Source organism: Stenotrophomonas sp. FW305-C-20-S1 (assembly GCF_058783335.1).
This window is the reverse complement of sequence record NZ_JBYTEK010000020.1, coordinates 55,882-81,336: the sequence shown is the minus strand read 5'-3', so window position 1 is coordinate 81,336 and position 25,455 is coordinate 55,882. Positions and strand designations below refer to the sequence as shown.

At 67.5% G+C, this 25,455-nt stretch carries 19 protein-coding genes; 6 read left to right on the top strand and 13 right to left on the bottom strand.

Annotation, left to right across the window (positions count from 1 at the left end; translation table 11 throughout):
- Positions 1-188: 188 nt before the first annotated feature.
- On the top strand, positions 189-1,181 hold the full coding sequence (locus AC3WTC_RS12635; RefSeq protein ID WP_492711550.1) for a patatin-like phospholipase family protein: 993 nt from the start codon (positions 189-191) through the stop codon (positions 1,179-1,181).
- 27 nt (positions 1,182-1,208) lie between these two features.
- Here the strand turns inward: AC3WTC_RS12635 and AC3WTC_RS12630 are convergent, their stop codons facing one another.
- On the bottom strand, positions 1,209-3,212 hold the full coding sequence (locus AC3WTC_RS12630) for a hypothetical protein (protein ID WP_492711549.1): 2,004 nt from the start codon (positions 3,210-3,212) through the stop codon (positions 1,209-1,211).
- A 107-nt stretch (positions 3,213-3,319) separates the two neighbouring features.
- Positions 3,320-3,802, bottom strand: a complete 483-nt coding sequence (locus AC3WTC_RS12625) for an Lrp/AsnC family transcriptional regulator (RefSeq protein ID WP_025875473.1) — start codon at positions 3,800-3,802, stop codon at positions 3,320-3,322.
- A 125-nt stretch (positions 3,803-3,927) separates the two neighbouring features.
- Between AC3WTC_RS12625 and phhA the strand changes: the two genes are divergently transcribed.
- Together phhA and AC3WTC_RS12615 are read left to right on the top strand one after the other, a co-directional pair.
- Positions 3,928-4,821 (top strand): phenylalanine 4-monooxygenase, encoded by an 894-nt coding sequence (phhA, locus tag AC3WTC_RS12620; protein WP_492711548.1) that lies wholly within the window; start codon positions 3,928-3,930, stop codon positions 4,819-4,821.
- Between the two features lie 91 nt (positions 4,822-4,912).
- Positions 4,913-5,563 carry a DMP19 family protein gene (locus tag AC3WTC_RS12615; RefSeq protein WP_492711547.1) on the top strand — a complete coding sequence of 217 codons (651 nt, stop codon included), beginning with the start codon at positions 4,913-4,915 and terminating at the stop codon, positions 5,561-5,563.
- Between the two features lie 29 nt (positions 5,564-5,592).
- On the opposite strand, the gene AC3WTC_RS12610 is transcribed toward AC3WTC_RS12615, so the two are convergent.
- The 9 genes from AC3WTC_RS12610 to AC3WTC_RS12570 form a co-directional block, all read right to left on the bottom strand.
- On the bottom strand, positions 5,593-6,690 hold the full coding sequence (locus tag AC3WTC_RS12610) for a GDSL-type esterase/lipase family protein (protein WP_492711546.1): 1,098 nt from the start codon (positions 6,688-6,690) through the stop codon (positions 5,593-5,595).
- 102 nt (positions 6,691-6,792) lie between these two features.
- Positions 6,793-7,548, bottom strand: coding sequence for a 2-dehydro-3-deoxy-D-gluconate 5-dehydrogenase KduD (gene kduD, locus AC3WTC_RS12605; RefSeq protein WP_492711544.1), 756 nt, complete (start codon positions 7,546-7,548; stop codon positions 6,793-6,795).
- Positions 7,549-7,630: 82 nt separating this feature from the next.
- Entirely contained in the window at positions 7,631-8,479 is an 849-nt protein-coding gene (gene kduI / locus AC3WTC_RS12600) for a 5-dehydro-4-deoxy-D-glucuronate isomerase (RefSeq protein ID WP_025875483.1), read from the bottom strand.
- Between the two features lie 243 nt (positions 8,480-8,722).
- Complete coding sequence (locus AC3WTC_RS12595) at positions 8,723-9,781, bottom strand: LacI family DNA-binding transcriptional regulator (RefSeq protein ID WP_025875485.1); 1,059 nt, start codon at positions 9,779-9,781, stop codon at positions 8,723-8,725.
- A gap of 38 nt (positions 9,782-9,819) precedes the next feature.
- Complete coding sequence (locus AC3WTC_RS12590) at positions 9,820-11,409, bottom strand: family 43 glycosylhydrolase (RefSeq protein ID WP_223483129.1); 1,590 nt, start codon at positions 11,407-11,409, stop codon at positions 9,820-9,822.
- Between the two features lie 17 nt (positions 11,410-11,426).
- A complete protein-coding gene (locus AC3WTC_RS12585; RefSeq protein ID WP_025875489.1) occupies positions 11,427-12,710 on the bottom strand; it encodes a TRAP transporter large permease in 1,284 nt (427 codons plus the stop codon).
- Between the two features lie 3 nt (positions 12,711-12,713).
- Complete coding sequence (locus tag AC3WTC_RS12580; RefSeq protein ID WP_492711541.1) at positions 12,714-13,253, bottom strand: TRAP transporter small permease; 540 nt, start codon at positions 13,251-13,253, stop codon at positions 12,714-12,716.
- A 10-nt stretch (positions 13,254-13,263) separates the two neighbouring features.
- Positions 13,264-14,268, bottom strand: coding sequence for a TRAP transporter substrate-binding protein (locus AC3WTC_RS12575; RefSeq protein ID WP_025875493.1), 1,005 nt, complete (start codon positions 14,266-14,268; stop codon positions 13,264-13,266).
- 39 nt (positions 14,269-14,307) lie between these two features.
- Positions 14,308-15,135 carry a 2-keto-4-pentenoate hydratase gene (locus AC3WTC_RS12570; protein WP_059063080.1) on the bottom strand — a complete coding sequence of 276 codons (828 nt, stop codon included), beginning with the start codon at positions 15,133-15,135 and terminating at the stop codon, positions 14,308-14,310.
- Positions 15,136-15,292: 157 nt separating this feature from the next.
- Between AC3WTC_RS12570 and AC3WTC_RS12565 the strand changes: the two genes are divergently transcribed.
- The 3 genes from AC3WTC_RS12565 to AC3WTC_RS12555 are packed head-to-tail and all read left to right on the top strand — an operon-like array spanning position 15,293 to position 18,534.
- A complete protein-coding gene (locus AC3WTC_RS12565; protein WP_492711539.1) occupies positions 15,293-16,276 on the top strand; it encodes an alpha/beta hydrolase in 984 nt (327 codons plus the stop codon).
- Entirely contained in the window at positions 16,273-17,895 is a 1,623-nt protein-coding gene (locus AC3WTC_RS12560) for a carboxylesterase/lipase family protein (RefSeq protein ID WP_492711537.1), read from the top strand. The genes AC3WTC_RS12565 and AC3WTC_RS12560 overlap by 4 nt, the downstream gene beginning before the upstream one ends.
- 51 nt (positions 17,896-17,946) lie before the next feature.
- Complete coding sequence (locus AC3WTC_RS12555; protein WP_492711536.1) at positions 17,947-18,534, top strand: cysteine dioxygenase family protein; 588 nt, start codon at positions 17,947-17,949, stop codon at positions 18,532-18,534.
- 166 nt (positions 18,535-18,700) lie between these two features.
- On the opposite strand, the gene AC3WTC_RS12550 is transcribed toward AC3WTC_RS12555, so the two are convergent.
- A complete protein-coding gene (locus tag AC3WTC_RS12550) occupies positions 18,701-22,504 on the bottom strand; it encodes a LamG-like jellyroll fold domain-containing protein (protein WP_492711535.1) in 3,804 nt (1,267 codons plus the stop codon).
- A 136-nt stretch (positions 22,505-22,640) separates the two neighbouring features.
- Positions 22,641-25,403 carry a TonB-dependent receptor gene (locus tag AC3WTC_RS12545; protein ID WP_223483123.1) on the bottom strand — a complete coding sequence of 921 codons (2,763 nt, stop codon included), beginning with the start codon at positions 25,401-25,403 and terminating at the stop codon, positions 22,641-22,643.
- Positions 25,404-25,455: the final 52 nt, after the last annotated feature.

Genomic DNA, 25,455 nt, shown 5'->3' with positions numbered 1-25,455 from the left:
CCCCCCCCCCCCCCCCCCCCCCCCCCCCCCCCCCCCCCCCCCCCCCCCCCCCCCCCCCCCCCCCCCCCCACTACCCAGTCGGCGGCAGGCGATTTCATGAATGGGGAGCCGGCCCACCCTGCCCGGCCTGCCACGCCTTCGGTATGCTGGCGCCCTTTCCTGAATCCGGCGCCGCGAGCGCACTGCCGATGAGCCTGTTCCGCCCCCGCGTGCTGCTGTCCGTCGCCCTGCTCGGCCTGCTGGCCGGTTGCGGTGGTGAAGAGGTCCGCCCCACCCCGCCCGCGCAGCCCACCGTGGTTCTGCAGGCCAAGCCGGTGAAGATCGGCATCGCGCTCGGCGGCGGCGCGGCCAAGGGCTTTGCACACATCGGCGTGATCAAGATGCTCGAGGCCAACGGCTTCGAACCGGTGGTGGTGTCCGGCACCAGTGCCGGCAGCGTGGTCGGCGCGCTGTATGCCAGCGGCATGGACGCCTTCCAGATGCAGAGCAAGGCGGTGGCGCTGGATGAAGCCAGCATCCGCGACGTACGCCTGTTCTCCGGTGGCCTGGTGCAGGGCCAGAAGCTGCAGGACTACGTCAACGAACAGGTGGCCAACCGCCCGGCCGAGCGCCTGAAGAAGCCGTTCGCCGCCGTCGCCACCCAGCTGGAAACCGGCGAGCGTTCGATCTTCGTGCGCGGCAACGTCGGCCAGGCGGTGCGTGCTTCCAGCAGCATCCCCGGCGTGTTCGAGCCGGTGAAGATCGGTGGCCGCAACTACATCGACGGCGGCGTGGTCAGCCCGGTGCCGGTGGATGCCGCACGACAGCTCGGTGCCGAGTTCGTGATCGCCGTGGACATCTCCAGCAAGGCCAGCGGCAAGGCACCGACCGGCATGCTCGGCATCGTCAACCAGTCGATCTCGATCATGGGCCAGCGCCTGGGCGAGCAGGAACTGGCGCGCGCCGACATCGTGATCCGGCCGAAGGTGCTGGACATCGGCGCTGCCGATTTCAGCCAGCGTGGCACGGCCATCCTGGAAGGCGAGAAGGCCGCGATGGCGGCGATGCCGCAGATCCGCGCCAAGATCCAGCAGCTGCAGAAGGCCCGCGCCGCCGCATTGGCACCGGCACCGGTGGCTGCGCCCAAGTGCGACGAGCCTTCGCGCCTGGGCAAGCTGATGGGCCGCAAGGAAAAGTGCTGACGCGCGGCGCTTGAACGGCCGCCGCGGTCAGCGCCGCGGTGGTGGGTAACCACTGGCCAGGCGTCGCTGCCGGCGCCGCTCATCCACCGCCCGGTCATGCCGCTGTGCGCTCAGCTGCAACTGCTCCATCGCGTCCCCCGGCAGCCACAGCTGTTGCTGGGCACGGGTGATCGCCACATAGGCGGCGCGCACCGGGCTGTGCAGCGCGCGCGCATCATGGCCGCTGTCGAAGCAGCACGGCGCCATGGACACGGTAGCGAACTGCAGGTTCTTGGCGTGCTGGGCCAGGCACAGCACGACGCTGGCCTCGTCCGCATCGACCAGTTGCCCGAGCAGGCGCTGCAACGCCGCAGCATCGAAGCCACCGGCAAACAGCGCGGGGATGTCCGCCTGTCCACGCTTGGCACAGACCTGCACGAAGCTTTCCCAGCGTTGTCCGGGGCCGCCAGCGGCGGCGCTGCGCCAGGCGTCGATCGGACCGTCCACCTCTTTCAACAGCGCCTGCCGCGACGCAGGATGCAGATGCACGCGCGCGCCGCGCGCAACCAACTCGTTGGCTTCCAGCAGCATCCGCCACAGGCTGCCGTACAGGCGGGCGCCGGTGCTGGGCACCGCCGACCAGTCGTCATAGCGGCGCAGGCCGGTGGCGCGGTCGCTGGCCCCCACGAAAGGCGCCGGCTCACCGAGATCGTCCAACGCCAGTGACTGGTTGACCAGGGCATCGACCTGCCGCCCCTGCCGCACCGACTGGTGCATCTCCAGCGTTTTCGCCGATGACCAGCGCTGTACGCGTCCGCTCAGCCGCTGATGCGGATCGCCCAGGCTGACCACGCCGGGCGCGTGGGTGGCCAGCAGCTGTTTCCATGCAGGGCTGAGATCGTGCGCCTCATCGACCAGCACCATGCCCAACGACACTGGCAGCGGCACAGCACGCAGGGCCAGCCATTTGCCGATGTGTCCGGCATCCAGGCGCAGGCAGCCGCCCTTCTGCACGACCGGATCGAACATGCAACGCCAGACGAACTCCGCGGCCGCGATGAACGGCGTGGCTTCCAGCTGCGCTGCGCCCAGCGAGCGCTGGAAATGCCAGGCCTGCAGGCTCGGCGCTGACGACGCGCACCACCGGTTGATGGCGTCCAGGGCGATCATCAGGACCTGGTCCGGCCGGCGCGTACCGATGGCCGGCAGGCCGAGTCGGGCGGCCGCCTCGCGCAGGGTCAGCGTGCTCTGCCGGTAGGTCGGTACGAAGCCACCGGTCAGGCCGTTGGCGGCGGCATGGCGGGCGATCGCGTTGGCGAACTCGATCTGGGTCAGCAGGCGCGTGCCGGCGTCGGCCGGCAGCCGCGCGCGGAATGCCTCGACCTGGCCACGCGTGGGCGCCACGTAGGTATAACGGCCCGGGCGAGCCTGCAGCAGCGCCAGCACCAGATGGCCCTTGCCGGTGCCGGCATAGGCCTGCAGGTCGATCAATTCATCGGGATTGGCCGCGATCGCACGCAGCACGCGTGCCTGTTCGGAAGTGAACAGGCCGTTGTGCTGGGTTGCATGCGTTGTCTGTTCGTCATCGCCGGCGTCTTCGTCATCGCCTTCGGCCAGCGATGTCGCCGGAAAGTGGATCGTGTGCTCTTCCAGGGTGATCCTGCACGCCGTCTGGAAGTCCGCGCCGGGATACGCATCCGGCGATACAGCCAGCACCGCCTCCATCACCTCGTCCGGTGCCAGCAGCACGTCCTGCGCGGCCAGCACGCCCAGCCACGCCTCCAGCGCCCGCGCGTCCTGTCCAGCGCTGGCCGCCAGCTGCGCCTGCGCAGCAGGGCCATCATCGGCGGCGAACAGCGCACAGGCGTCGTGCAGCAACCGCTGCAGCTGGGTGGCCGGTGGCCTCTGCCGGCGGCACAGCATGGCCACCAGCAGGCCGGCCTGCTCCAGCGGTGTGTCCGGCGGCGTGCCGTCGCTCAGGTGCCGCAGCAGGCTCTGCTCGCGCAGCGGAAGGAACAACGGGGAAGACGTCGGGGATGGGGTATCAGACATGCCGGAGCCAGAGGGAATCACTGCGCGGCCTGCGTGTGTACGGCCGCCGCGGGCCACGATGCTCGGCCAGCCCGCGCGCGCCGTCAAACATCACCGCGGCCGCCGGTTCATTCCAGCTGCGACAACGGCAACGCCTGGAAACCCTTCACCGTGCGCAGCACGAAGCTGGAATTGGCATCGGCCACGCCACCGGCGTTGAGCAGCCTGTCCAGCAGGAAACGCGAGAAGTGCTCCAGATCGCGCACATACACATGCAGCAGATAGTCCATGTCGCCGGTCAGGGCGTGGCAGGCCACCACTTCATCCCAGGCCTGCACGCTGTCGACGAAGTGCCCGATCGCGGCCTGGTCATGCTTTTCCAGCTGGACGCGCACGAACGCCTGCAGCCCCAGACCGAGCCGGCGTGGCTCCAGGCGCGCGCCATAGCCGACGATCACCCCTTCGCTTTCCAGCCGCTGCAGGCGACGCAGGCAGGCCGACGGCGACAGGTTCACCCGTGTCGCCAGCTCCGCGTTGGTGGCGCGACCATCACGCTGGATTTCAGCCAGCAGACGTATATCCGTGCGATCGAACTGGACTTCTCCGGCCATTGTTGCCCCGCAACATGGTGAGTACGCAAGGATATTGCGCCAACAAGGTCAATCCGCGCAACTTTTGCAACCCTGTTGCGCGCCCCCTGCCCTAGCATCGTGGGTATCCCGTCAAGGAGTCTTCCATGGATCTCGCCCAGCCCCGCCGCGTCGAACACCAGCAGACCGACAAGGGCTACGTGCCGGTGTACACCACCGCGCTCGTCGAGCAGCCGTGGGACACCTATACCGCCGACGACCACGCCACCTGGAGCACGCTGTACCAGCGCCAGCGCGAACTGCTGGTCGGCCGCGCCTGCCAGGAGTTCCTGGATGCGCAGGACGAGATGGGCATGAGCGCGCACATGATCCCGCGCTTCGACCAGCTCAATGAAGTGCTGGGCGCGGCCACCGGCTGGACCCTGGTCGGCGTGGAAGGTCTGCTGCCGGAACTGGATTTCTTCGACCACCTGGCCAACCGCCGCTTCCCGGTGACGTGGTGGATCCGCCGCCCCGACCAGATCGACTACATCGCCGAACCGGACCTGTTCCACGACCTGTTCGGCCACGTGCCGCTGCTGATGAACCCGGTGTTCGCCAACTACATGGAGGCCTACGGCCGCGGCGGCGTCAAAGCACATGCGATCGGCCCGGAGGCGCTGCAGAACCTGACCCGCCTGTACTGGTACACGGTGGAGTTCGGCCTGATCGACACGCCCGAAGGCATGCGCATCTACGGCGCCGGCATCGTCTCGTCGAAGGGTGAATCGCTGAACTCGCTTGAGTCCGCCGCACCGAACCGCATCGGTTTCGACCTGCAGCGGATCATGCGCACGCGCTACCGCATCGACACCTTCCAGAAGACCTACTTCGTCATCGACAGCTTCGAGCAGCTGATGCAGGCGACGTCGCCGGACTTCACCCCGATCTATGCCGCGCTGGCCGACCAGGCGCACCTGCCGGCGGGCGATGTGCAGGCCGACGACCGCGTGTTCCAGGCGGGTACGGGTGAGGGTTGGGCGGACGGCGGGGATGTGTGAGGCGACAACCGAGGTCCGGCTAAACTTCAAAAGCGTCTGCAGCTTTTGAAGATTAGGGGGCCAATCCTAGGTCTCCGCTATCCTGCACGGCATGACTGATGTGTTTGCCACCCTGCGCGTGACCGACGTCGCCTTCAACGACGACTTCATCCTGTTGACCCTGGCCGACGGCCGCCGCACCCGGCAGCCGTTGCGCTGGGCGCCTGCGCTGTTCGAAGCCACGGCCGAACAGCGCGCACACTGGGTCGCCACCGCCAATGGCCTGGGCGTGAACTGGCCCGCCCTGCTGCCGCCGCGCGAGGCAGGTGTGGTCGATATCCTCAACCAAGTGTGGGATGACCGTTACGAGGCCGCGCTGGCGCGCCTGAAGGCGGCCGCGTGGTCGCTCGATGCGCTGTCCGATGAAGACCAGCAGCTGGTGGCGCTGTGGCGGATGGAAGCGGACATCAACAACGGCGGCTTCATGCAGTTCCTGTGCAACTGGGGCGACCCGACCTGCCAGCTGGCGCTGCGCGCATTGCAGGCGATGGGCGCAACGCAGACGCACGCGATCCTGGCCGGCATGCGTGGTCTGCTGGACCGGCTGGAAGACGACCCGGCGATCAAGGAACTGACCGACCTGTATGGCGCGATGACCGAGCAGGAGCAGGAGGCGCTGCATGCCTTCGAGGACGACTATTACGCCCGCCCGGAAGATCTGGCCCGGCTGGGCTTGAAGCATTTCGGCCCGGAGCCGTTGTAGAGCCGAGCCCACGCTCGGCTGCGTTTCTCTTACCGCGGATACGCCAGCAGCACCACCAGATCCTCATCACCCACCTGCTGCAGCGCATGACTGCTGCCCTTGCGCGTCAGCAGCGCATGCCCCGCACGCACGTCGTGCTGTTTTCCATCCAGCACATAGCTGCCCTGCCCGCTCACGATGTAGTAGATCTCATCCTTGTGCTGCGGATGCAGGCCGATGCCCGCGCCCTTGTGCAGCACGCGCTTGCGCAGCACGAACGGCAGGCCCTGCGCATCGGCGAAGAACGGGTACGCCGTGGTCGGCCCGGCGCCGCCATGTGGGCCCGGTTGCGCGCGCGCCAGCGTGTCTTCGTGCACCACCTGCGAGGCACGCGCAGGATCGCCGCCCTGCCCCACCCCCATCACATCGCAGTCGATATCGCGCACCAGTGCAGGCTGCAGCGCCGGCAGAACCTGCACCGCCTCGCGCAGCACCAGGCACGCCACGGCATTCGCACCGGCCACGCTGAAATGGGTGCCGTCGGCCTTCTTCTGCTCGGGCACGAACAGGAAGTACGGGCGTGCACCCTGCTCGCCCAGCGCGCGGATCCAGCGCATGCTGCGGTCGTTGAGGTCGATCAGTGCAACGTGCTCGCGTGTGGCCAGCTGCTGCATCGCCAACGTGTAACGCGCGTGCGTATCCAGCAGCGAACCGAAGTCGTACAGCAGCCGTGCCACCGGCGTGACCAGCACCGGCGTGGCACCCTGGTCACGCGCCAACTGCACGTAGCGCATCAGCATCCGCGGGTAGTCACTGTCCGGATCGGTATAACGCGTCCGGTCTTCGAACTTGGCATCGTTGTGGCCGAACTGGATCAGCAGCACGTCGCCGCGACGCAGTTCGCGGCCAATCGCATCCAGCCGCCCTTCGTCGATGAAGCTGCGCGTGCTGCGCCCACCCTTGGCGTGGTTCCGCACTTCGAAGCGCGCCGGATCCAGGTAGCTCTGCAGCGCCTGGCCCCACCCCGCCTGCGGCGCACGCTCGGGCCCATATTCGGCCGCAGTGGAGTCACCGGCAATGAACAATCGCACCGGCGCCGCATGCGCGGCGGCGCTCGACAGCAGCAACAGCAACAACAACTTCCGCATGGCCGGGCCCTGGTAGTGTCGGCCGCTGGCCGGCAACCTCATGGATGCGTGGAGCATCGGTGGAAATGCCGGCCAGTGGCCGGCACTACCGAAAACCAAGCATTACCGCGCCAGCCAGCCACCATCTACCGGCAGCACTGCACCATTGACGTAGTCCGACGCCGACGAGGCCAGGAACACCGCCGCACCGGCCAGATCTTCCGGGTTGCCCCAGCGGCCGGCCGGAATACGCTCGAGGATCGCCTTGTTGCGGTCTGCATCGGCGCGCAGCGCGGCGGTGTTGTCGGTGGCCATGTAGCCCGGCGCGATGGCGTTGATGTTCACGCCCTTGCCGGCCCACTCGTTGGCCAGCAAGCGGGTGATGCCGGCGATGCCGCTCTTGCTGGCGGTATACGACGGCACGCGGACGCCGCCCTGGAAGGACAGCATCGAGGCGATGTTGATGATCTTGCCGCTGCCCTGTTCGATGAAGTGGCGGCCGGCAGCCTGCGAGATGAAGAAGGCCGACTTGATGTTGACGTTCATCACGTCGTCCCAGTCCTGCTCGCTGAAATCCACCGCGTCGGCGCGGCGGATCAGGCCGGCGTTGTTGACCAGGATGTCCAGCCCGCCCAGGCCTTCGAGCGTTTCGCGCACCACGCGCTCGACCGGCTCGATGCTGATCAGGTTGGCTTCCACCGCCAGGCAGCGGCGGCCCAGCGCGGTGATCTTCTCGATGGTTTCGGTGGGCGGGGCGATGCCGGCCACGGCGACATCGGCGCCTGCGGCAGCCAGCGCCACTGCGATGCCCTGGCCCAGGCCGGTATTGCCACCGGTTACCAGAGCGACTTTTCCTTCCAGGCTGAAGGGATTGGTCATTGCGTATGCGTTCCTTGGTAGAGGCGTGCGTGATGCGGGGCAGGTGGCCACCGGCACGGCGTGCGCGGTGGCCGCCCGGCGCTTACTTGAGCTGGCAGATGTCCAGCACGTGCATGTCGGTGTAATCCAGGTTCTCGCCACCCATCGCCCAGATGAAGGCGTAGTTGCTGGTGCCGGCGCCCATGTGGATCGACCACGGCGGCGACACCACCGCTTCGTTGTTCTGGATGACGATGTGGCGCTGTGCGTCCGGCTCGCCCATGAAGTGGTAGACGCGGTCGCTGTCGCCCAGGTCGAAGTAGAAATAGACCTCGCTGCGGCGGTCGTGCAGGTGCGGCGGCATGGTGTTCCAGACGCTGCCCGGCTTGAGCACGGTCAGGCCCAGCAGCAGCTGCGAGGACTGGCAGGTGGCCGGCACGATGTACTGGTAGATGGTGCGCTCGTTGCTCGTTTCCAGCGCGCCGCGATCCAGTGCCACCGCGTCCTTGATCGACAGCTGCCTGGTTTCAAAGCGCGCATGCGCCGGGGTCGAGGCCAGGTAGAACTGCGCCGGGTTGGCGGCGTCCTGCGAAGCGAAGACGACGTCCTTGCTGCCCATCGCCACGTACAGGCCATCCTTCGGCCCCAGCGTGTACACGGTGCCATCGACGGTGACCGTACCGGTGCCGCTGCCGACGTTGATGATGCCCAGCTCGCGACGCTCCAGGAACGGATGGCCAGCGGCCGACGCCGGTTCGGTCTGCGCCGGCAGCGACAGCGGGCCGTTGACCGGCGCCGCACCGCCCAGCACGAAGCGCTCGTAGTGGGTGTACTTCAGGGTCACCGCATCGGCGTTGAACAGGCCATCGAGCAGGTACAGCTCGCGCAGCTGATCGTTGCTGGCGCCCTTGATGGCGTCGGGATGGGTGGCGTAATGGGTCTTGCAGTACATGGCTTCTCCAGAGCAGGGGGCGGGCCGATGGTTCGGCCCCGGCACGGTTCACGGTCGATTCTAGCCAGACAGGAAACCGGTGTCATTTTGCGCTGCACGATGGTGGTTGGACGGCATCGGCAGGTGCGATCGATGGGGGGAGGGCGGGTGGAGTGTCACGACCAACGGTCGTGACCTACCGGACTGATCCGTGAAAGGTGTCACGACCAACGGTCGTGACCTACAGGACTGATTCCTGCGGAATCAGTCCTCGGGCGGTTGGCAGGAATCGCGCACGATCAGGTGCGGGCGCACGCTGGCGATCTGCAGCGCAGGCTGGCCTTCGGGCTGGATCAGCATGGCCGCAGCGGTGCGGCCGGTGTCGCGGGTATGCCGGCGCACCGAGGTCAGCGACGGCCACAGGCGCGAGGCCAGCGGGCTGTCGTCGTAACCGACGATCGACAGCTGGCGCGGAATGTTGATGCCCGCACGCAGCGCGACCTTGTAGATACCGGCGGCCATTTCATCGTTGCCGGTGAAGATCGCCGTCGGACGGCGCTTGCCCAGCAGCAGTTTCTCGGCGGCGGCCACACCCGATTCGAAGGTGTAGCCGGCCTCGATGATGCGATCCTTCGGCAGCTCGATGCCACGCTGCGACAGCGCCTCGATGAAGCCGGCGGTGCGTTCGTGCGCCGAGCGGTATGCACTGGGGCCGGTCACCAGGGCGATGTCACGGTGGCCCAGCGAAAGCAGGTAATCGGCCGCTTCGGCGGCACCGTCGCGGTCGTGGGTGACCACCATCTGCGAGGTTTCATCCAGCGGCAGCGCAGCCACGCGGGTGAAGCGGCAGCCGATCTCGTCCAGCATGTCCGCCAGCGCCTGGTCCTCGGACGCACGCGGCACCAGGATCACCCCATGCAGCTTCTGCTGCTGGGCGAAGCGGCGCACGCCGTCGATGTAGCCCGGGCTGCGGCTGTCGCAGGGGTGCACCACCAGTTCGAAGCTGGAGCCACGCAGCGCATCCAGCGCGCCGTACTGCATGTCCACGATGTACTGCGCGGTGGGGTTGTCGTAGACCATGCCGATCAGGAACGAGCGGCGGAAGGCCAGGCCACGGGCCAGCGGGTCGGGGGTGTAGCCGACTTCGCGCATCAACGCTTCCACCTTGTCGCGCGTGTCCTTGCGCACCAGCGGCGAGTTGTTGATGATCCTTGAAACCGTTTTCTTGGATACACCCGACAGTCGCGCGATGTCGTTGATCGTGGCTGCCTTGCCCTTTGCCAATGCCGGCGTAGCGGCATCGTTCTTGTTGCGCACTGACATGTAGTGAACCCGATAAGCCTGGGGATTCCAGCGCGCGCTCAGTCCAGCGCGCGATAGCGGAAGCTGCGGAAGGTTACCGCACCGTTGCCGGCCGCATACAGGGCCGGTTTCAGTGCCAGGAACTTGCCGGCCACATTGTGATGGTAACCGGACACTTCCATCTGAACCGGATACTTCTGCCAGGTCTGGCCATCGGCACTGGAATGGATGGTGACGATGTGGCGGTTGTTGGTCACCCGCAGCCAGAGCCGGCCGCCCTTGGCGCTGGCCGCCAGCCGGGTGGGCCGCTCCTCGCCGTAGCGGTGCATGACGAACTGCTCGCCGTTGCTGCCCACGCCCACATACAGGCGGTCGCTGTAGAACAGCAGGGCACCGCCCACCGCGCCGGGGGCGATCTCCATCTGCACCTCGAACTGGTAGGCCGGATCCCCGGCAATGGTCGTCAGCGGCGAGGCGTCGCGCGGCGTGCTGCCCTTGCCCTGCAGCACCAGGCCATCGCCGCTGAAGCGCAGGCGCCGGTATTCATCCAGCGCCGGGTTGAAGAACGCCCACTGCGGGCCCAGCGTACGGCCGGTGAAAGCATCCGACAGGGCCATGCCGTGCGGTGCCAGCGCGCTGCCCGATGGCTTGCGCAGCGGCTGCCCGAGATCGCCGCCCTTGGCCACGAACCAGCCATCGGCGGTCCATTCGATGGGTTCCAGCAGCGCCTGCCGGCCCAGCGTCCAGAAGCCGTTCTCGTAGCCGTGGTACATCATCCACCAGCGGCCGTCGGTGCCTTCGATCACCGTGGCGTGGCCACGCGACCACCATGGTTCAGCGGCCGACCGGGTGCGCATGATCGGGTTGTTCGGCGCGTTCACCCACGGGCCGTGGATCGAGCGCGAGCGCGCGGTGATCACCATGTGCCCGGTCGGCGGGCCGGCGGTGCCGCCCACCGCGGTGGTCATGTAGTACCAGCCATCGCGGAAGTGGATCTTCGGGCCTTCCTGCGCGTAGGCCTCCACGTCCCAGCTTTCCGGGTAGCGCCAGCCGTCGTACACATGCTTGGGCGTACCCACCACGCTCAGGCCGTCATCGGCCAGCTGCACGTAGTCGCCGCCGCTGAGGAACAGGTAGCGCTTGCCGTCCTCGCCAACCGCGTGGCCGGGGTCGATGTAGCCGCCCAGGCCGATGTCGATCGGCGCACTCCACGGGCCCTTGATGTCATCGGCCCAGACCACGAAGTTGCTGCGGCGCTCACCGGTGCGCGCCGGGAAGTAGATGAAGTAGCGGCCCTGGTGCTTGACGATGTCCGGCGCCCAGATCGCACCTACGTTCTGCGTGATCGCATGGCCGAGCGGCTGCCAGTTGACCAGGTCGCGCGAGTGCCAGATCGGCAGGCCGGGGTAGGCGTCGAACGAAGACAGGGTGAGGTAGTAATCCTCGCCGTCCTTCAGCACCGACGGATCGGGCCTGTCACCGGCCAGCACCGGGTTGAGGAAGGTACCGTTGCCAAGGTCGCCCTGGCGCTGGTGCTCGATGCCGCGCTTCCACTGCGCGGGCGCGGGGTCGGCAGCCAGGGCAGGCAGCGCGGCCAGCAGCAGGCCGAGCAGGGCGGTTGCAGCAGTGCGGTGCAGCGTCGGTGTCATGTGATTGCCTCCGCTCATCAGGCGCGCAGCGCGGCGGGCAGCCACAGCGACAGCGACGGGAAGAAGGTGACGATCAGCAGCACGCCCAGCGCGGCGAACCAGAACGGCCAGATCGTGCGCATGCTCTGGCCGACGCTGATCTTGCCGATGGCGGTACCGATGAACAGCACCGAGCCCACCGGCGGCGTGACCAGGCCGAGGCCACCGGTCAGCACCAGCACCAGGCCGAAGTGGATCGGATCGATGCCATAGGCCTTGGCCACCGGCAGGAAGATCGGCGTGCAGATCAGGATCATCGGTGCCAGGTCCATGAAGGTGCCCAGCAGCAGCAGCATCACCACGATCATCAGCAGCACCATGAACTGGCTGTGCGCGAACGACTGCAGGAAGTCCACCGCCGCCGCAGGCACCTGCAGGTAGGCCAGCAGCCAGCCGAACACCGCCGCGGTGGCGATCACGAACAGGATCACGCCGGTGCTGCGCGCGGCATGGATGACGGTGTCGAAGAACTCACGCCAGCGCAGCTGCCGGTACAGCACGGTGGTGACCAGCAGGGCGTAGACCACGGCGATGGCCGCGCTTTCCACCGCAGTGAAGATGCCGGCGCGGATACCCACGAAGATCAGCGCCACCAGACCCAGGCCGGGCAGGGCGGAGACGATGCGCAGCAGCACCGCGCGCCAGCCCGGGAACACTTCCACGCCATAACCACGGCGACGCGCGACCACGTAGCCGGTGATCATCAACGCCAGGGTCATCAGCAGCGCCGGCACGATGCCGGCGGCGAACAGGTCGGCGATCGACAGGCCACCACCGGCGGCGGCCGAGAACAGGATCAGGTTGTGCGACGGCGGCACCAGCAGCGCCACCAGCGCAGCGGTGATGCTGACGTTGACCGCGAAATCGCGGTCGTAGCCGCGCTTGACCATCTGCGGAATCATCGTGCCGCCCACCGCCGACACATCGGCGATGGCCGAGCCGGATACACCGCCGAAGAACAGCGAGGACAGGATCGAGACCTGGCCCAGGCCGCCGCGCATGCGCCCGACCAGCGATGACGCCAGGGCGATCAGGCGTTCGGAGATGCCGCCGCGCATCATGATCTCGCCAGCGAAGATGAACAGTGGAATGGCAATCAACGAGGCCGAACCGGTACCTGCGGAGATCTGCTGGACCAGCACGATGCTGGGAATGTCCAGGTAGAGCAGGGTGGCCAGCGCAGCGGCGGCCAGCGCGTAGGCCACCGGCACGCCCAACAGCAGCAGCGCGGCAAAAACAGAGAACAGGATGGTGATGCCCATGGATCAACGATCTCCTTCAGCGTCGTCGGCGTCGGCTGCCGCGGCATGCAGCGCTTTCCACGCACGGTTCAGCGCGAACAACAGCATCAGCGCACCGCCCACGGCCAGCGGCAGGTAGTTGATGCTCTGCGGCAGGTTGGCGCCGGCGGTCTTGATGTCCATTCCATCGAGCAGCAGGTCGGCCGACCAGAACGCGATGAAGCCGCCCAGCACGGCCACCACCAGCTGGGTGAACACATCCACCACCCGGCGCAGGCCGGGGCCCATGTAGGCGTGCAGCAGGAAGAAGCCGAAGTGGCGATTGGTGTGCACGCCGCAGGCCGCGCCCAGGCTCATGGCGGTGGCCAGCAGCAGCAGGGTCACCGGCTCGGTCCAGCTGGGCGAATCGTTGATCACGTAGCGGGCGAACACCTGCCAGCCCTGCACCACCACCAGCCCCAGCAGCGCGGCCACGGCGACATGGATGGCGATGTCGGCGATGCGGTCCAGCAGGCGTTGGCCGGGGCCGGGTCCGGGTCCGGTGGAAATCGTCGTCTCGGTCATGGCAGTGTCCTCAGGCGGCGGCACGGATGCGGGCGACCAGCGCAGCCAGCTCGGGTTGCTGCAGGTACTGCTGCAGCAGCGGCTGGGCGGCGGCACGGAAGGCGGGCAGGTCCACCTCGTTGGCTTTCACGCCCGAGGCCAGCACCGCGCGGCGCGCGGCATCTTCGGACGCATCCCATTGCTCGCGCATCACCTTCACCGAGGCGCGCGCGGTCTCCAGCAGCAGCTGGCGGTCGGCCGGCTGCAGGCGCTCGAAACTGGCGCGCGACATCAACAGCACGTCCGGCGCATACGAGTGATCGCTCTGCGACCAGTAGTGCGCGGCCTCGAAGTGGCGGCTGGAGTGGAAGCTGCGCATGTTGTTCTCGGCGCCGTCGATCATGTGCGTCTCCATGCCGGAGAACGTATCGCCCAGCGACATCGGCGTCGGGTTGGCGCCGAGCAGGCGCATCAGCTGGATGAAGATGTCCGAGGACGCCACACGCAGTTTCAGCCCGTGCAGATCACCGGGCTGCACGATCGGATGCTTGGTGTTGTAGAAGCAGCGTGCGCCGGAATCATAGATGGCCAGGCCGACCAGGTCGCGGCTCTCGAAACCACGCAGCACCGCATCGGCAATGCCGCCATCCAGTGCGGCGCGCTGGTGCGCCACCGACTCGAACACGTACGGCAGGCACAGCGCCTGGGTGAGCGGGAAAGCGTTGTTCAACGCACCGGCATACACGCGGGTGATGTCGATGGCACCGAAACGGGCCATGTCGATCGCTTCCGATTCGCGACCGAGCTGGCCCGAATGGTATTGCCGCAGGCGCAGGCGACCGTTGCTTTCGCGCTGCAGGGTTTCGCCGATCCACTTCACCGCGGTCACGGTGGGATAGTCGGCCACGTGCACGTCGGTGGCCGTCAGCAGCTGGCCGCCGTCGATGGCATCGGCGGGCCCGCGGCCACAGGCCGCGAGCATCGGGGTGGCCAGCGCAGCAGCGCCGCCGGCCAGGAAATGTCGTCGTGTGATCATCTGCGCCCTCCCGCGCGTGTTCACCGGATCGTGCGGCGGTTACCCGGCCGGCACGGCCCTGCAGGCAATTTCGCCGAAGCCGGCAAACCGCACCAGCGCCGTCTGCCCCACGGTGATGTCATGGATGCCGGTGGCGTTGCCGGTGGCGATCAGGTCGCCCCGTCGCAACGGCCGGCCGCGCAGCGCCGAACGGGACAACGCGAACGCATACGCCGCGCGCAGGCCGCCGGGCAGCCGGGTGGCACCACCGGTGCCGACCACCTCGCCCTCGATCAGGGTTTCGGCGCGCAGGTCGGTTTCGTCGCGGGCAGTCCAATCGGCAATCTCCGGCCCCAGCACCAGGCCGTTGTTGTTGCCGAAGTCGGACACCACCACGCGCGGGCCGAGTTCGTTGATCGTCGCCAGCGGGCTGCTGGCCACTTCCACGCCGATGTACAGGCGCGCCGGCAGCGCTTCAGCCTGCTCGGGCGTCCAGTGCAGCTGTGCGGCGGGAGCGTCCTCCAACAGCTCCAGCACGTACTCCGCCTCGACCGCGCCGAAGCCGCCGACGAACACCGGAATGTCCACTGTTCCACCGGTAGCATTTTGCAGCTGACGCGAGAAAACCGGGCCCAGCAGGCGGTCGTCCCCGGACGCATCGCGGCGCTCGGCGGCGATGTAGCCGACCTTCCAGCCCACCACCTGGTCATCCCAGCTGGCAATGGCCAGATCCTGCACGTGGTAGGCAGCCACCAGGTCAGGCGGGACAAGGCCCGGGAAGCCGGGCAAGGCCTGGCCGCTGCGGCGCGCGGTGGTGAAAGCGTGGGCGATCGCGGCCGCATCGTCCGGCGCCGGCGTCTGCCCATGTATGCCGTGTTCGTTGCTCAAGAACGGTCTCCCTCTGGCGTTGTTGCACTGCCCATCGACAGCGTCTGCAGGAGGTGTATATGGTAAACCGGTGTCATCGTGCAAGCCGCAGCGCATCACGAGCGCTTGCCGGTGACCTCGGCCACTCTGTTGTCTCCCCGTTGGAGCCCTTTCCACCATGCGTTTTTCCCGTGTGCTGTTGTTGCTGTCAGGCCTGCTGCTGACCATCCCCGCATCCGCGGCCGATGTGCCGTTGCGCGCAGGCGAACACCTGGGCCAGGAGCTCGCCGGCGAGCAGTTGCCGCTGTGGCCGGCGGGACAGGTCCCCGGTGAAACCGGCACTGCGCGGCCGGCGCGCGTGGTCGAGCGCAGTGATGACCCGGCTCACCCCGATCGCTTCATCGACCAGGTCGATGCGCCCTACCTGCTGGTGCACACGCCGGCCCGTGCCAACGGCCGCGCGCTGCTGGTGATTCCCGGTGGCGGCTACCAGCGCGTGGTGATCGACAAGGAGGACAGCGCGCTGGTGCCGGAGTGGGTGGACCGTGCCGGCTACACCCTGTTCGTGCTGCGCTACCGCCTGCCGCAGGCCGGCCGCGACCGCCAGGCGGCACTGGCCGACGCGCAGCGCGCACTGCGCGTGGTGCGCGACCAGGCCGCACGGCGCAGGCTGGATGCCGACAGCGTGTCGGTGATGGGCTTCTCCGCCGGCGGCCATGTCGCCGCACGGCTGGCCACCGGTTTCGATGCGCCGGTCTACCCGCCACGCGATGCCATCGATCGCCTCAGCGCGCGTCCCGCACGCGCGGTGCTGGTGTATCCGGTGATCGACATGGGCGCGCATGCACACAGCGGTTCACGCGGACGCCTGCTGGGCGAGCAGCCCGATGCGGCGTTGGCCGCGCAGTATTCGATGCAGCAGCACGTACGCGTGGACATGCCGCCGACGCTGCTGATCCATGCCAACGATGATCGGGTGGTCAACGTGCACAACAGCGAGGTGATGGCGCAGGCACTGGCCAAGGCGGGTGTCGAACACGAGCTGCACCTGTTCGCCCATGGCGGCCATGGCTTCGGCATGCGCATGCCGCCTGATTCAACGCTGGCCGTGTGGCCGCTGCTGGCACAACGCTGGCTGCAGGCGACGGAGGCGGCACATTGAACCAGGGGGATGCCAACCTGCAGCGCCGCCGTTTCCTGCGCGACAGTGGACGCTGGGCGCTGGCCACGGCCACCCTCGCAGCGCTTCCTGCCTCCGCGGTGCCTGGGCCACGTAATGACACACAGGTGGTGGCACGCCTCCGTGCCGGCCGCGTGCGTGGCCAGCGCGAGCACGGCGTGCACGTGTTCCGTGGTCTGCGTTATGGCGCTGACACCTCCGCCTACCGTTTCCAGCCGCCACGGCGCGAGACGGGCTGGCGTGGTATCGCCGACGCCCTGGAATACGCCGCATCTGCGCCACAGAGCGGAGCGGACGGGCCGGGTAGCGAAGATTGCCTGTTCCTCAACGTCTGGACGCCGGCACTGGGCGACGGCGGCAAGCGGCCGATCCTGGTCTACATCCATGGCGGTGGCTTCAACAACGGCTCTGGCAGCGATCCGCTGTACGACGGCAGCGCATTGTGCAGACGCGGCGACGTGGTGGTGGTCACCGTCAATCATCGCCTGAACACCTTCGGCTACCTGTACCTGGGCGCGCTCGGCGATCCGCGCTATGCGGCCTCCGGCAACGTCGGCCAGCTCGACCTGGTGCAGGCGCTGCAGTGGGTGCGCGAGCACGCGGCGGTGTTCGGCGGCGACGCCGGCAACATCACCGTGTTCGGGCAATCCGGTGGCGGCGCCAAGATCGCCACGCTGATGGCGATGCCCGCAGCGAAAGGCCTGTTCCAGCGCGCGTGGACGATGAGCGGGCAGCAGGTGACCGCCGCCGGTCCACGTGCGGCGGCGCAACGGGCTTCGATTGCGATGGAAGCCGTGGACGCGCGCGACCTGCAGGCGCTGCTGCGACTGCCGGCGACCGAGCTGCTGGCCGCCACCCGCGCCCGCGATCCCTCGCGGGTGGAAAGCAGCGCGCTGTACTTCGGCCCGGTACTGGATGAGGTGGTGCTGCCGGTGCACCCGTTCTGGCCACAGGCACCGGCGCAGTCCGCGTCGATTCCGATGGTGATCGGCAACACCCGCGATGAGACGCGCGCGTTCCTTGGCAACGACCCGGCCAACTTCACGCTGACCTGGGAGGATCTGCCGGCGCAGCTGGAGAAGCAGCAGTTCGTCGATCTGCTGCCCTCGGTAGTGATCGCAGAATATCGACGCCTGTATCCGCACTACACGCCCTCAGAGGTGTTCTTCGCGGCCACCACCGCCGGCCGCTCGTGGCGTGGTGCGGTGGAGGAACTGGAAGCACGCGCTCGGCAGACAACCGGGGCCGCACCCACCTGGGCCTACCAGCTCGATTGGCCATCACCGGTGGAAGACGGACGCCTGCGTGCCTTCCATACGCTGGATATTCCGCTGGTGTTCGACAACGCCGGCCTGCCTGGCGCGCGTACCGGCGGTGGTGAAGACGCCCGAGCACTCGCAGCGACGATGAGCGATGCGCTGATCGCCTTTGCGCGTACCGGCGATCCCAATCACGCGGGAATGTCGCAATGGGCTCCCTATGGCGTGCCACAACGGCAGACGATGGTGTTCGATCGGCACAGCCACGTGGTTGACGATCCACGTGCCGGCGAGCGTGCGCTCTATGCAAAAGTGCCGTTCGTGCAGCGCGGCACGCAGTGATGACACCGCGGTGCAAACATTCTGTTAACCCGCCTCGGCTAGAGTCGGTTCATGGAAGCGATGTTCACGCCACCGCCGTTCACCGGCCGCGAGCGCTTGATTGCAGGGATTGATGCCGCCGTCTGCCTGGTCGATCCGCAGGCGATCACCGGTGCGCTGCAGCGGGTGCTGCGTGAAGCCATCGTCGATCCGCTGATCGAGTTGCCGCCCTGCGTACGTCGCCCCGTGGATGGTCATTACGCGCGCCGTGAACTGTACCGAAGCGCCACGCTGGGCTACAGCGTGATCGCGATGTGCTGGGGGCCGGGGCAGGGCACGCCACTGCACGACCACGATGCGATGTGGTGCGTGGAGGGCGTCTGGCAGGGCGAGCTGATCGTGACCCCGTACGCGCTGCTGGAACAGCGTGGCGAGCGTCACCGCTTCGCTGCGCAGGACACGCTGTACGGGCACCGTGGCAGCGCCGGCAGCCTGATTCCGCCGCACGATTACCACACGCTGCGCAATGCCAGCGACGAGGACGTGGCAGTGTCCGTGCACGTCTACCAGGGCGTGATGGAGCGCAGCGCGGTGTTCGATCCGCTGGATGACGGCTGGTACCAGCGCCGGGTGAAGGTGATGGAGACCGAGGCGTCCTGATTGCGTTCCGCCGGGCATGGCCCGGCGCTACCAGGGCTTGTGCCCAACCGATTCAACCGAGGCGTCCTGATTGCGTTCCGCCGGGCGTGGCCCGGCGCTATCTATCAGGGCTTGTGGCCCACCGATTCATCGGTAGCGCCGGGCCATGCCCGGCGGAACGCGGAATTCATCGCGGCACATCCACCACATTGTTGAGCCGCGTGACTTCCTCTCCGCCATCGGCCAGCGCAACACGCACGCGCAGGCCGCCGCGTTCCCCTGCCGGCAACGGCAACGACACCACCGCCGTCTTCGGCAGCAGGTCGGTCGGTGCCGCCATTGCCGGCACCTCGGTACGTGCGAGCTCGCGGCCCCGCGCATCTTCCAGTATCGCCACGCCCACATCGCTGGCCACATGCCCAAGGCCGTGCACGGTCACGTTTACCTGGCGCCCGTCCACCCGCACGTCGCCACGGCCCACGCCCAGGTCCGGACGCATTTCCACCGGCGTGCCCGCAGACACACGCTCGAATTCGAAGACTTCGGTGCGACCCGGCTGGAACTGCATCGGTACCGACGCACTCGTCTCCAGCTGCACCGTGCGCTCGCGCGGCCTACCGTCAATGCGACCATCGCCATCGGCGTCCATGCCACTGCGCACGCGCCAGGAACCGCTGCCCACGTTCCAGCCGGTCATGTCGGCGGCGATCACGCGCGCGCCGAGGTTGTGGCTGGTGATCGTGAAGCGCTCACGCGAGGGCGCATGCACCAGCAGTGCCACCTGTTCCGCGGCGCCCTCACGATCGAAGCGCCAGCTGACGGTGTGCCCGGGCCAGCTCTGGTTGCGCTTCAGGGCGATGCCGCCCAGCCGCGCACGCTGCAGGAACTCGCTCGGTGCTTCCACCCGGTCGGACCACCAATGGCCCTCGGTGTTCATGTACGCGCGTTGTGCCTTGGCCTGCAGGCCCTCGGCATGCAGCGCGTCGATGTACTTCCGCTCGCCGCTGGCCTGCCATGCCATCAGGCTGGCGAAACCGGTCTTTCCGGCATCGGCCTCGGCGGTCAGCAGCGGGTACCAGTCCTGCTGCCGGCCAAGTGCCTCTACATAGTTCTCGCCAAGGTTGGCCAGCGCGCCGGGGCCGCCGCGCTGCACGCGATAGTCCAGTGCCTGCAGGTACTTCGCATCACCGGTCCAGCGCCATGCCGCCCAGAAGGTGTGCATCGTGTCACCGCTGCCGGAACCGTTGTTGAGTTCGCCGCCGCGGGTCGCACCCGTGGCCCAGTTGATCTCGTTGGGCAGGGTGAAGCGGCCCTTGTCGTCGGTGCCGGCGTGGGCCAGATAGCCATCGGCCAGGCCGATCACCAGCCGGCGCCCGGTCGGGTCGGCGTTGTACTGGCCCAGCAGGAATGCCGGGTGCAGCACCGGGAACGAGTACGGCTTCTGCCACTGCCAGTTGGGTTCGCGGTAGACCTTGTTGCCACCGAACCAGTTGCTGGAGAACAGCACATGGCCCTGCGGGTTGCGCAGGATGATGCGCTCGTCGAACGCCTTCACCGTTTCCATCAGCCGTTCCAGGGTCAGCGGATCGCCCCAGTTGAGGTACAGCATCGCGCTGTTGGTGTTGATGCCTTCCTCGTAGGCATGCAGCTCGTCGGTCTCGATGGTGCTCAGGCCATTGCTGAACATGCCGTTGCGGTACACCGCGTCGGACAATGCGGTCAGCGAGGCATTCAGACGGTCCGGCTGCACGCCCATCAGGGCAAGGCCGGGCCACTGCTGGGTCAGGTCGGAATCATCGGAGATGCCACCACCGAAATCGCCGTAGGCCACCTGCCGCTGATCGATCCACCAGTCGACGAACTGCCGCACCTGCGCCAGGTCCTGCACCTGGTGGAAGGCCCACGCCGGTACGCCCTTGGGCACCTCCGGCGCGGTGTACGGCGGTCGCCCCTGGCTGTTGTAGCTGATGTAGTTCCAGTACAACCGGCCCAGTTCGTGGTCCGGGTCGACGCGCAGCAGATCGCTCAGGTCCGCGTAGACGCGCGCGTACAGGCGCTGGCGCTTGGAGGTGGTGTGTTCCTCCACGAGGAAACCCCAGTTGTCGCGCACCTGGTTGAAGCGGTCGGCCACATGCTCCTTGAGCGCATCGGCGCGTGGCTTGAACACCAGCCGCACCTGCGCACCGTCCAGTGCCTTGGCGTCGAAGCCGGGCGCAGCCGAGGCGATGCTCAACCACAGGCTGTCGGCGGTGAGGATGCGGTCGCGCAGGTCCAGCCACAGCGTGCGCTTCTGCCCCGGCTGTACCGAGACCGATACATCGATCATGTCGCGCGCCGGCCAGATCGGATCCTTGATGCGGAGGTTCAGCGGGATCAGGCCATCGTGCGTGGCCGGCAGGTCGAGCGCGGGAATATCGATGGCCACGCCATCCAGGCCGTCATGCATGTTCTCCCAGCTGTAGGCCCAGCTGCGGATCAACGGCTGGTTGGCCGGCGCATCGCCCACGCCGGAGGGAATCAGCACGTGCACGATGGGCTTGGGCTGCGTTGGCAACGAATCGGCCGGGCGCCGGCGCGAGCCCGCCCCCTTGGGTAGCGCCATCACCGTGCTGCGTTCGGCCGCCGGGTAGCGGCCTTCGATGTGCCGGCGCAGTGTGTCCAGGTTGGTGTAGTCCGGCAGTGCCTGGCTGTCGATGACATAGGTCTGCTTGACCGTGCCGTCGGGCTCGGCACCTTCGCTCACGCCATACGCCCAGATCTCCTGGATCGGCGTTTCCTGTTCAACGTTGCTGAAGCGCAGCACGCCACCGGTCTGTGCGGGGATGTCGTCCACGCTGCGCACCACACCCTGCGGACGCGTCGCCAGCACCTGGGTGGCATGCGCGGCGTCGCGGCCATGGGCCAGCGTGCCGAACGCCGCGCCGCGGATCTCCACCCGGTTGACGGTCTCGCCGGCCGGCACGGTCAGGTCCAGATGCTGGCCGCTTTCCACATACGTGTTCCAGTCCGGCAACTGGAAGTAGTCGTTGCGGCCGGGCAGGCGCGAGCGGTTGTAGACACCCGGCCAGGTGGTCTCGGCGATGCCGTCGGTGGCCTTCCACATCCACGCCTTGAGGTCGCGGGCATCGTCGAATTCGATCTTGCGGATGCGCGTGCTGGCTGCAGTCAATGGCGGTGGCGGCGCGCCTTCCCAGCCGAAGCGATGGCGCCAGGCACGATCATCGGCAGCGCTGGCAACGGCGCTTTCGGCGGCCTTGCCGCGCGCGAGCGCACTGACGGCCGCAGCATCGAGCATGCGGTCATACACGCGGATGTGCTGGAAATCGCTGCCACGCAGGAAGTTGTAGCGGCTCTGCACCTGGTAGGGCGCCATCACCCGCCCGGCCAGGCCGAGCTGGTCCAGCGCGGCATCGTAATCGCCGCTGGCCTGCACACGCGCCACCTCGCGGCCATCGACGAACAGGCGTACACCCTGGTCTTCGTCCCAGGCGAAGGCCAGGTGCAGCCACTGGTCCGCACGTGGCGGCGTGTCCATGCGGAACGACACGCGCGTGCGGGCGAGGTTGGCATCGGTGACGAACGCATCGAAACCATGCCCGTTCCAGTCGATGCGCAGCCAGGCCATGTCCCAGCTGCTGTGGTCGGCATAGCCGACGCGGAAGATCACGAACGGTGCTTCGCCCACCGCGTAGCGCGCGCGCCAGTCGAAGGCGAGGGTGCCACGCTGGGCGAGGATGTTGCCGGGTGCATCCCAGGCCAGCACGCCGTCGTCCTGCCACTGGATGGCCTTGCCGCGCGCTCCGTCGTCGACGATGTCGACCTTGTCGCGGAAGTTCGGCACCGCCTCACCCTGCGCCACCACGGCCTCAAGGCCTTTGCCGGCATCGACATGGAACAGCAGCGTGGGCGCATCGGCAGCGGCCATCGCGGGGCCGGCAGCCAGGGCCACCGCCAGCAACAGGCAGCGGGACAGGGTCGAGCGGTGCGGCATCAGGCGTTTCCTTTCAACGGGCGACGGCCGGCGAGGGCCGCCGGACCGTAGCAAGGCCACGCCGCGACGGCACCTTGCGGCGCAGCAGCGGTCGTGGCGAACGACGGCGTGCCGGGTGGCACGCCGTCGGCGTTGCTCAGAACTTGTAGCGCAGCCCCAGCAGGTACTGGCGGCCGGTCTCGGTGTACTGCAGCGGCAGGCGACCGGTCAGCGGCGAGTACACCCACTCGTCGGACGCTTCGTTGGTCAGGTTGATGCCTTCCAGGCTCAGTTCCAGCTGGTCGCTGATCTTGTAGCGGATGGATGCATCGAACACCGTGGTACCGGTCATGCCATGGTAGCCATCAAGGTTGAAGCCGGTTTCCTGGCCCGGTGCCTGGGTCAGGTAGTCATCGCGGTTGGTAGCCGAGATGCGCCCGGCGAACTTCTCGCCTTCATAGAACAGGGTGGCGTTCCACGACGACTTCGACAGGCCGGTCAGGTCGGTCTTCATCACCGGCTGCCCGGCCGCGTTGATGTACTGGATCTTCGATTCCACCCAGGTGTAGTTCAACTGCATGCCCAGGTTGGCCCACTTGCCCGGCAGGAAGGTGAAGGGCTGGGTGTAGTTGGCCTCCACGCCGTGCAGTTCGCCGCCCGGGGTGTTGACCGGCTTGCTGTAGGTGAAGTCATCGGTGGCCGAGGCGCCGGTGCCGACCAGCAGCGAAGCCGGCAGGCCGCTGTCACTGTACGGACGCACTTCGCGGGTGGTCTGTACGAAGCTCTCGATGTCCTTGTAGAACAGGCCGATGCCGGCCATTGCGCCCTCGGCGAAGTACCACTCGAAACCAAGGTCGACATTGGTTGCGCGGATCGGATCCAGCATCGGGTTGCCGCTGGAGATGGTGCGTGCACCACCGGCCACGGCCACCGTCGCGCCCGGGGTCAGGCTGCCCAGCCCCGGACGGCTCATCACCTTGGCCGCACCCAGCCGGATCAGGAAGTCCGGGGTGACTTCCGCCACCAGGTTGAACGAGGGCAGGGTGTCATCGTAGGTACGGCTGACCGTGGTTTCGACGGTGCCGTTGGCCAGCGTCGACTGCCCGGTGGCCGACTGCTTGGTGCGCACGTAGCGCACACCAAAATTGCCCGACAACGGCAGCGAGCCCAGTTCGGTGGAGAACTCGCCCATCAGGTAGGCGCCACGGTCCTTCTCTTCGACGCTGCGCACATTGTTGGCGCGCGGGGCGACGGCGAAGGTGCCGCTGTTGCTGTAGATGTCGAGCTGTTCGGCGATCGCATCCAGGTCCGGCACGACCCAGTTCGACGGACTGCCGTTGATGCCCTTCAGTCCGGCCTGCTCGGTCAGGTTCACCGGCACGATCTTTGTGCCGCCGGCGAAGTTGGGCACGGCCAGTTCGCTGGCGCGGCGCAGTTCGACGGTCTTGAACGTGTAGTCCTTGGCCAGCACGCCGCCCTTCAGGCGGAAGCCCGGGCTGATGTTCCAGTTGAAGTCGATCTGGCCGGTGTCGAAGTCGTTGTCCACGTACTGCGGACGCAGGCGGATCTCGGCCAGTTCCCAGCCGTTGGGATTGGTCGGGTCGATGCCGTAGTTGAGGATCGGCGCACGGCTGTTGCCACGGTAGTCGTAGCTGTAACCGTCGACATCGTACTTGTCCATGATGACGGTGGTCTGCACCGGGTTCTCGTGCTTGGAGCGCGAGATGCCGATCTTGCCGGACAGGGTGAAGTCATCACCGAAGCGGTGCTGGCCGTTCAGCGCGATCTGCTTGAACTCGGTGCTCCACTCGTCGTGGCGGTTCTCGGTGCGGATGTCGACGTTGTCGAATTCGCCGTAGAGCAGTGCGTTGTCGCGGATCTCGCCGTTCTTGACGATGGTGGTCGGCTTGCCCGACAGGCGTGCGCTCGCATTGGCGCCGCGGCTGAAGGAAATCGCCTCGATGTAGTGCTCGTCGCGCGTTGCATCGATCTTCGAGTACAGCGCATCCAGCGAGATCTCGGTGGCGTCGTTCGGCTTCCACTGCAGCGAACCGGTCACGCCCAGACGCTTCTGCTCATGCTCCATCTGCACGTAGCGCGGGAAGCGCGGATGGAACACATCGGCGCCACGCGCGGCGGCGAACGGCGAGGACGCGGCGAAGTTGCCGTTGCTCGGACCGTTGGCCCAGCGACCGGTGTTGGAGCCTTCCTCCAGCGCCTGGCGCTCGGAATAGGCCACCGACAGCAGCGCGCCGAAGGTGCCATCGGCGAAGGTGTTGGAGATCAGCGCGGCAATGCGCGGGTCGGCCTTTTCGGCCATCGCGTTGTAGCTGGCCTGGCCACTGGCGGCGAAGGTGAACCCGTCGTAGTCGAACGGGCGCGCGGTGCGCAGATCGACGGTGGCGCCCAGCGAGCCTTCCTCGACGTCGGCCGAGGCGGTCTTGCGCACCAGCAGCTGCGAGAACAGGTCCGAGGCGAACACGTTGAAGTCGAAGCCACGGCCGCGGTTGGTGCCGCCGCTCTGGTCACCGGCGCCGACCGTGGTCAGCGCTTCCATGCCATTGATGCGCACGCGGGTGAATTCCGGGCCGAGGCCACGCACCGAGATGTTGCGGCCTTCGCCGGCCTCGCGGGTGATGACCACGCCCGGGATGCGCTGCAGCGACTCGGCCAGGTTCAGGTCGGGGAACTTGCCGATGTCCTCGGCAACGATGGCATCGACCACGCCGGCTTCGCCGCGCTTGATGTCCAGCGCCTTCTCCACGCTGGCGCGGTAGCCGGTGACGGTGACCGTATCCAGGTCGGTGGCGTTCGGGTTGGCGCTCTGCTGCTGCGCGCCGGCGTTGCCTGCCAAGGCCAGTGCGACGGCCAACGCGAGCAAGGTAACCGGTGTCTTTTTTTCATGGTTCCGAGAATGCATGCCTTTCCCCTCTCCCAAAGGTCTGGTATCGCGGCTGTTTCAGCGGGATGAC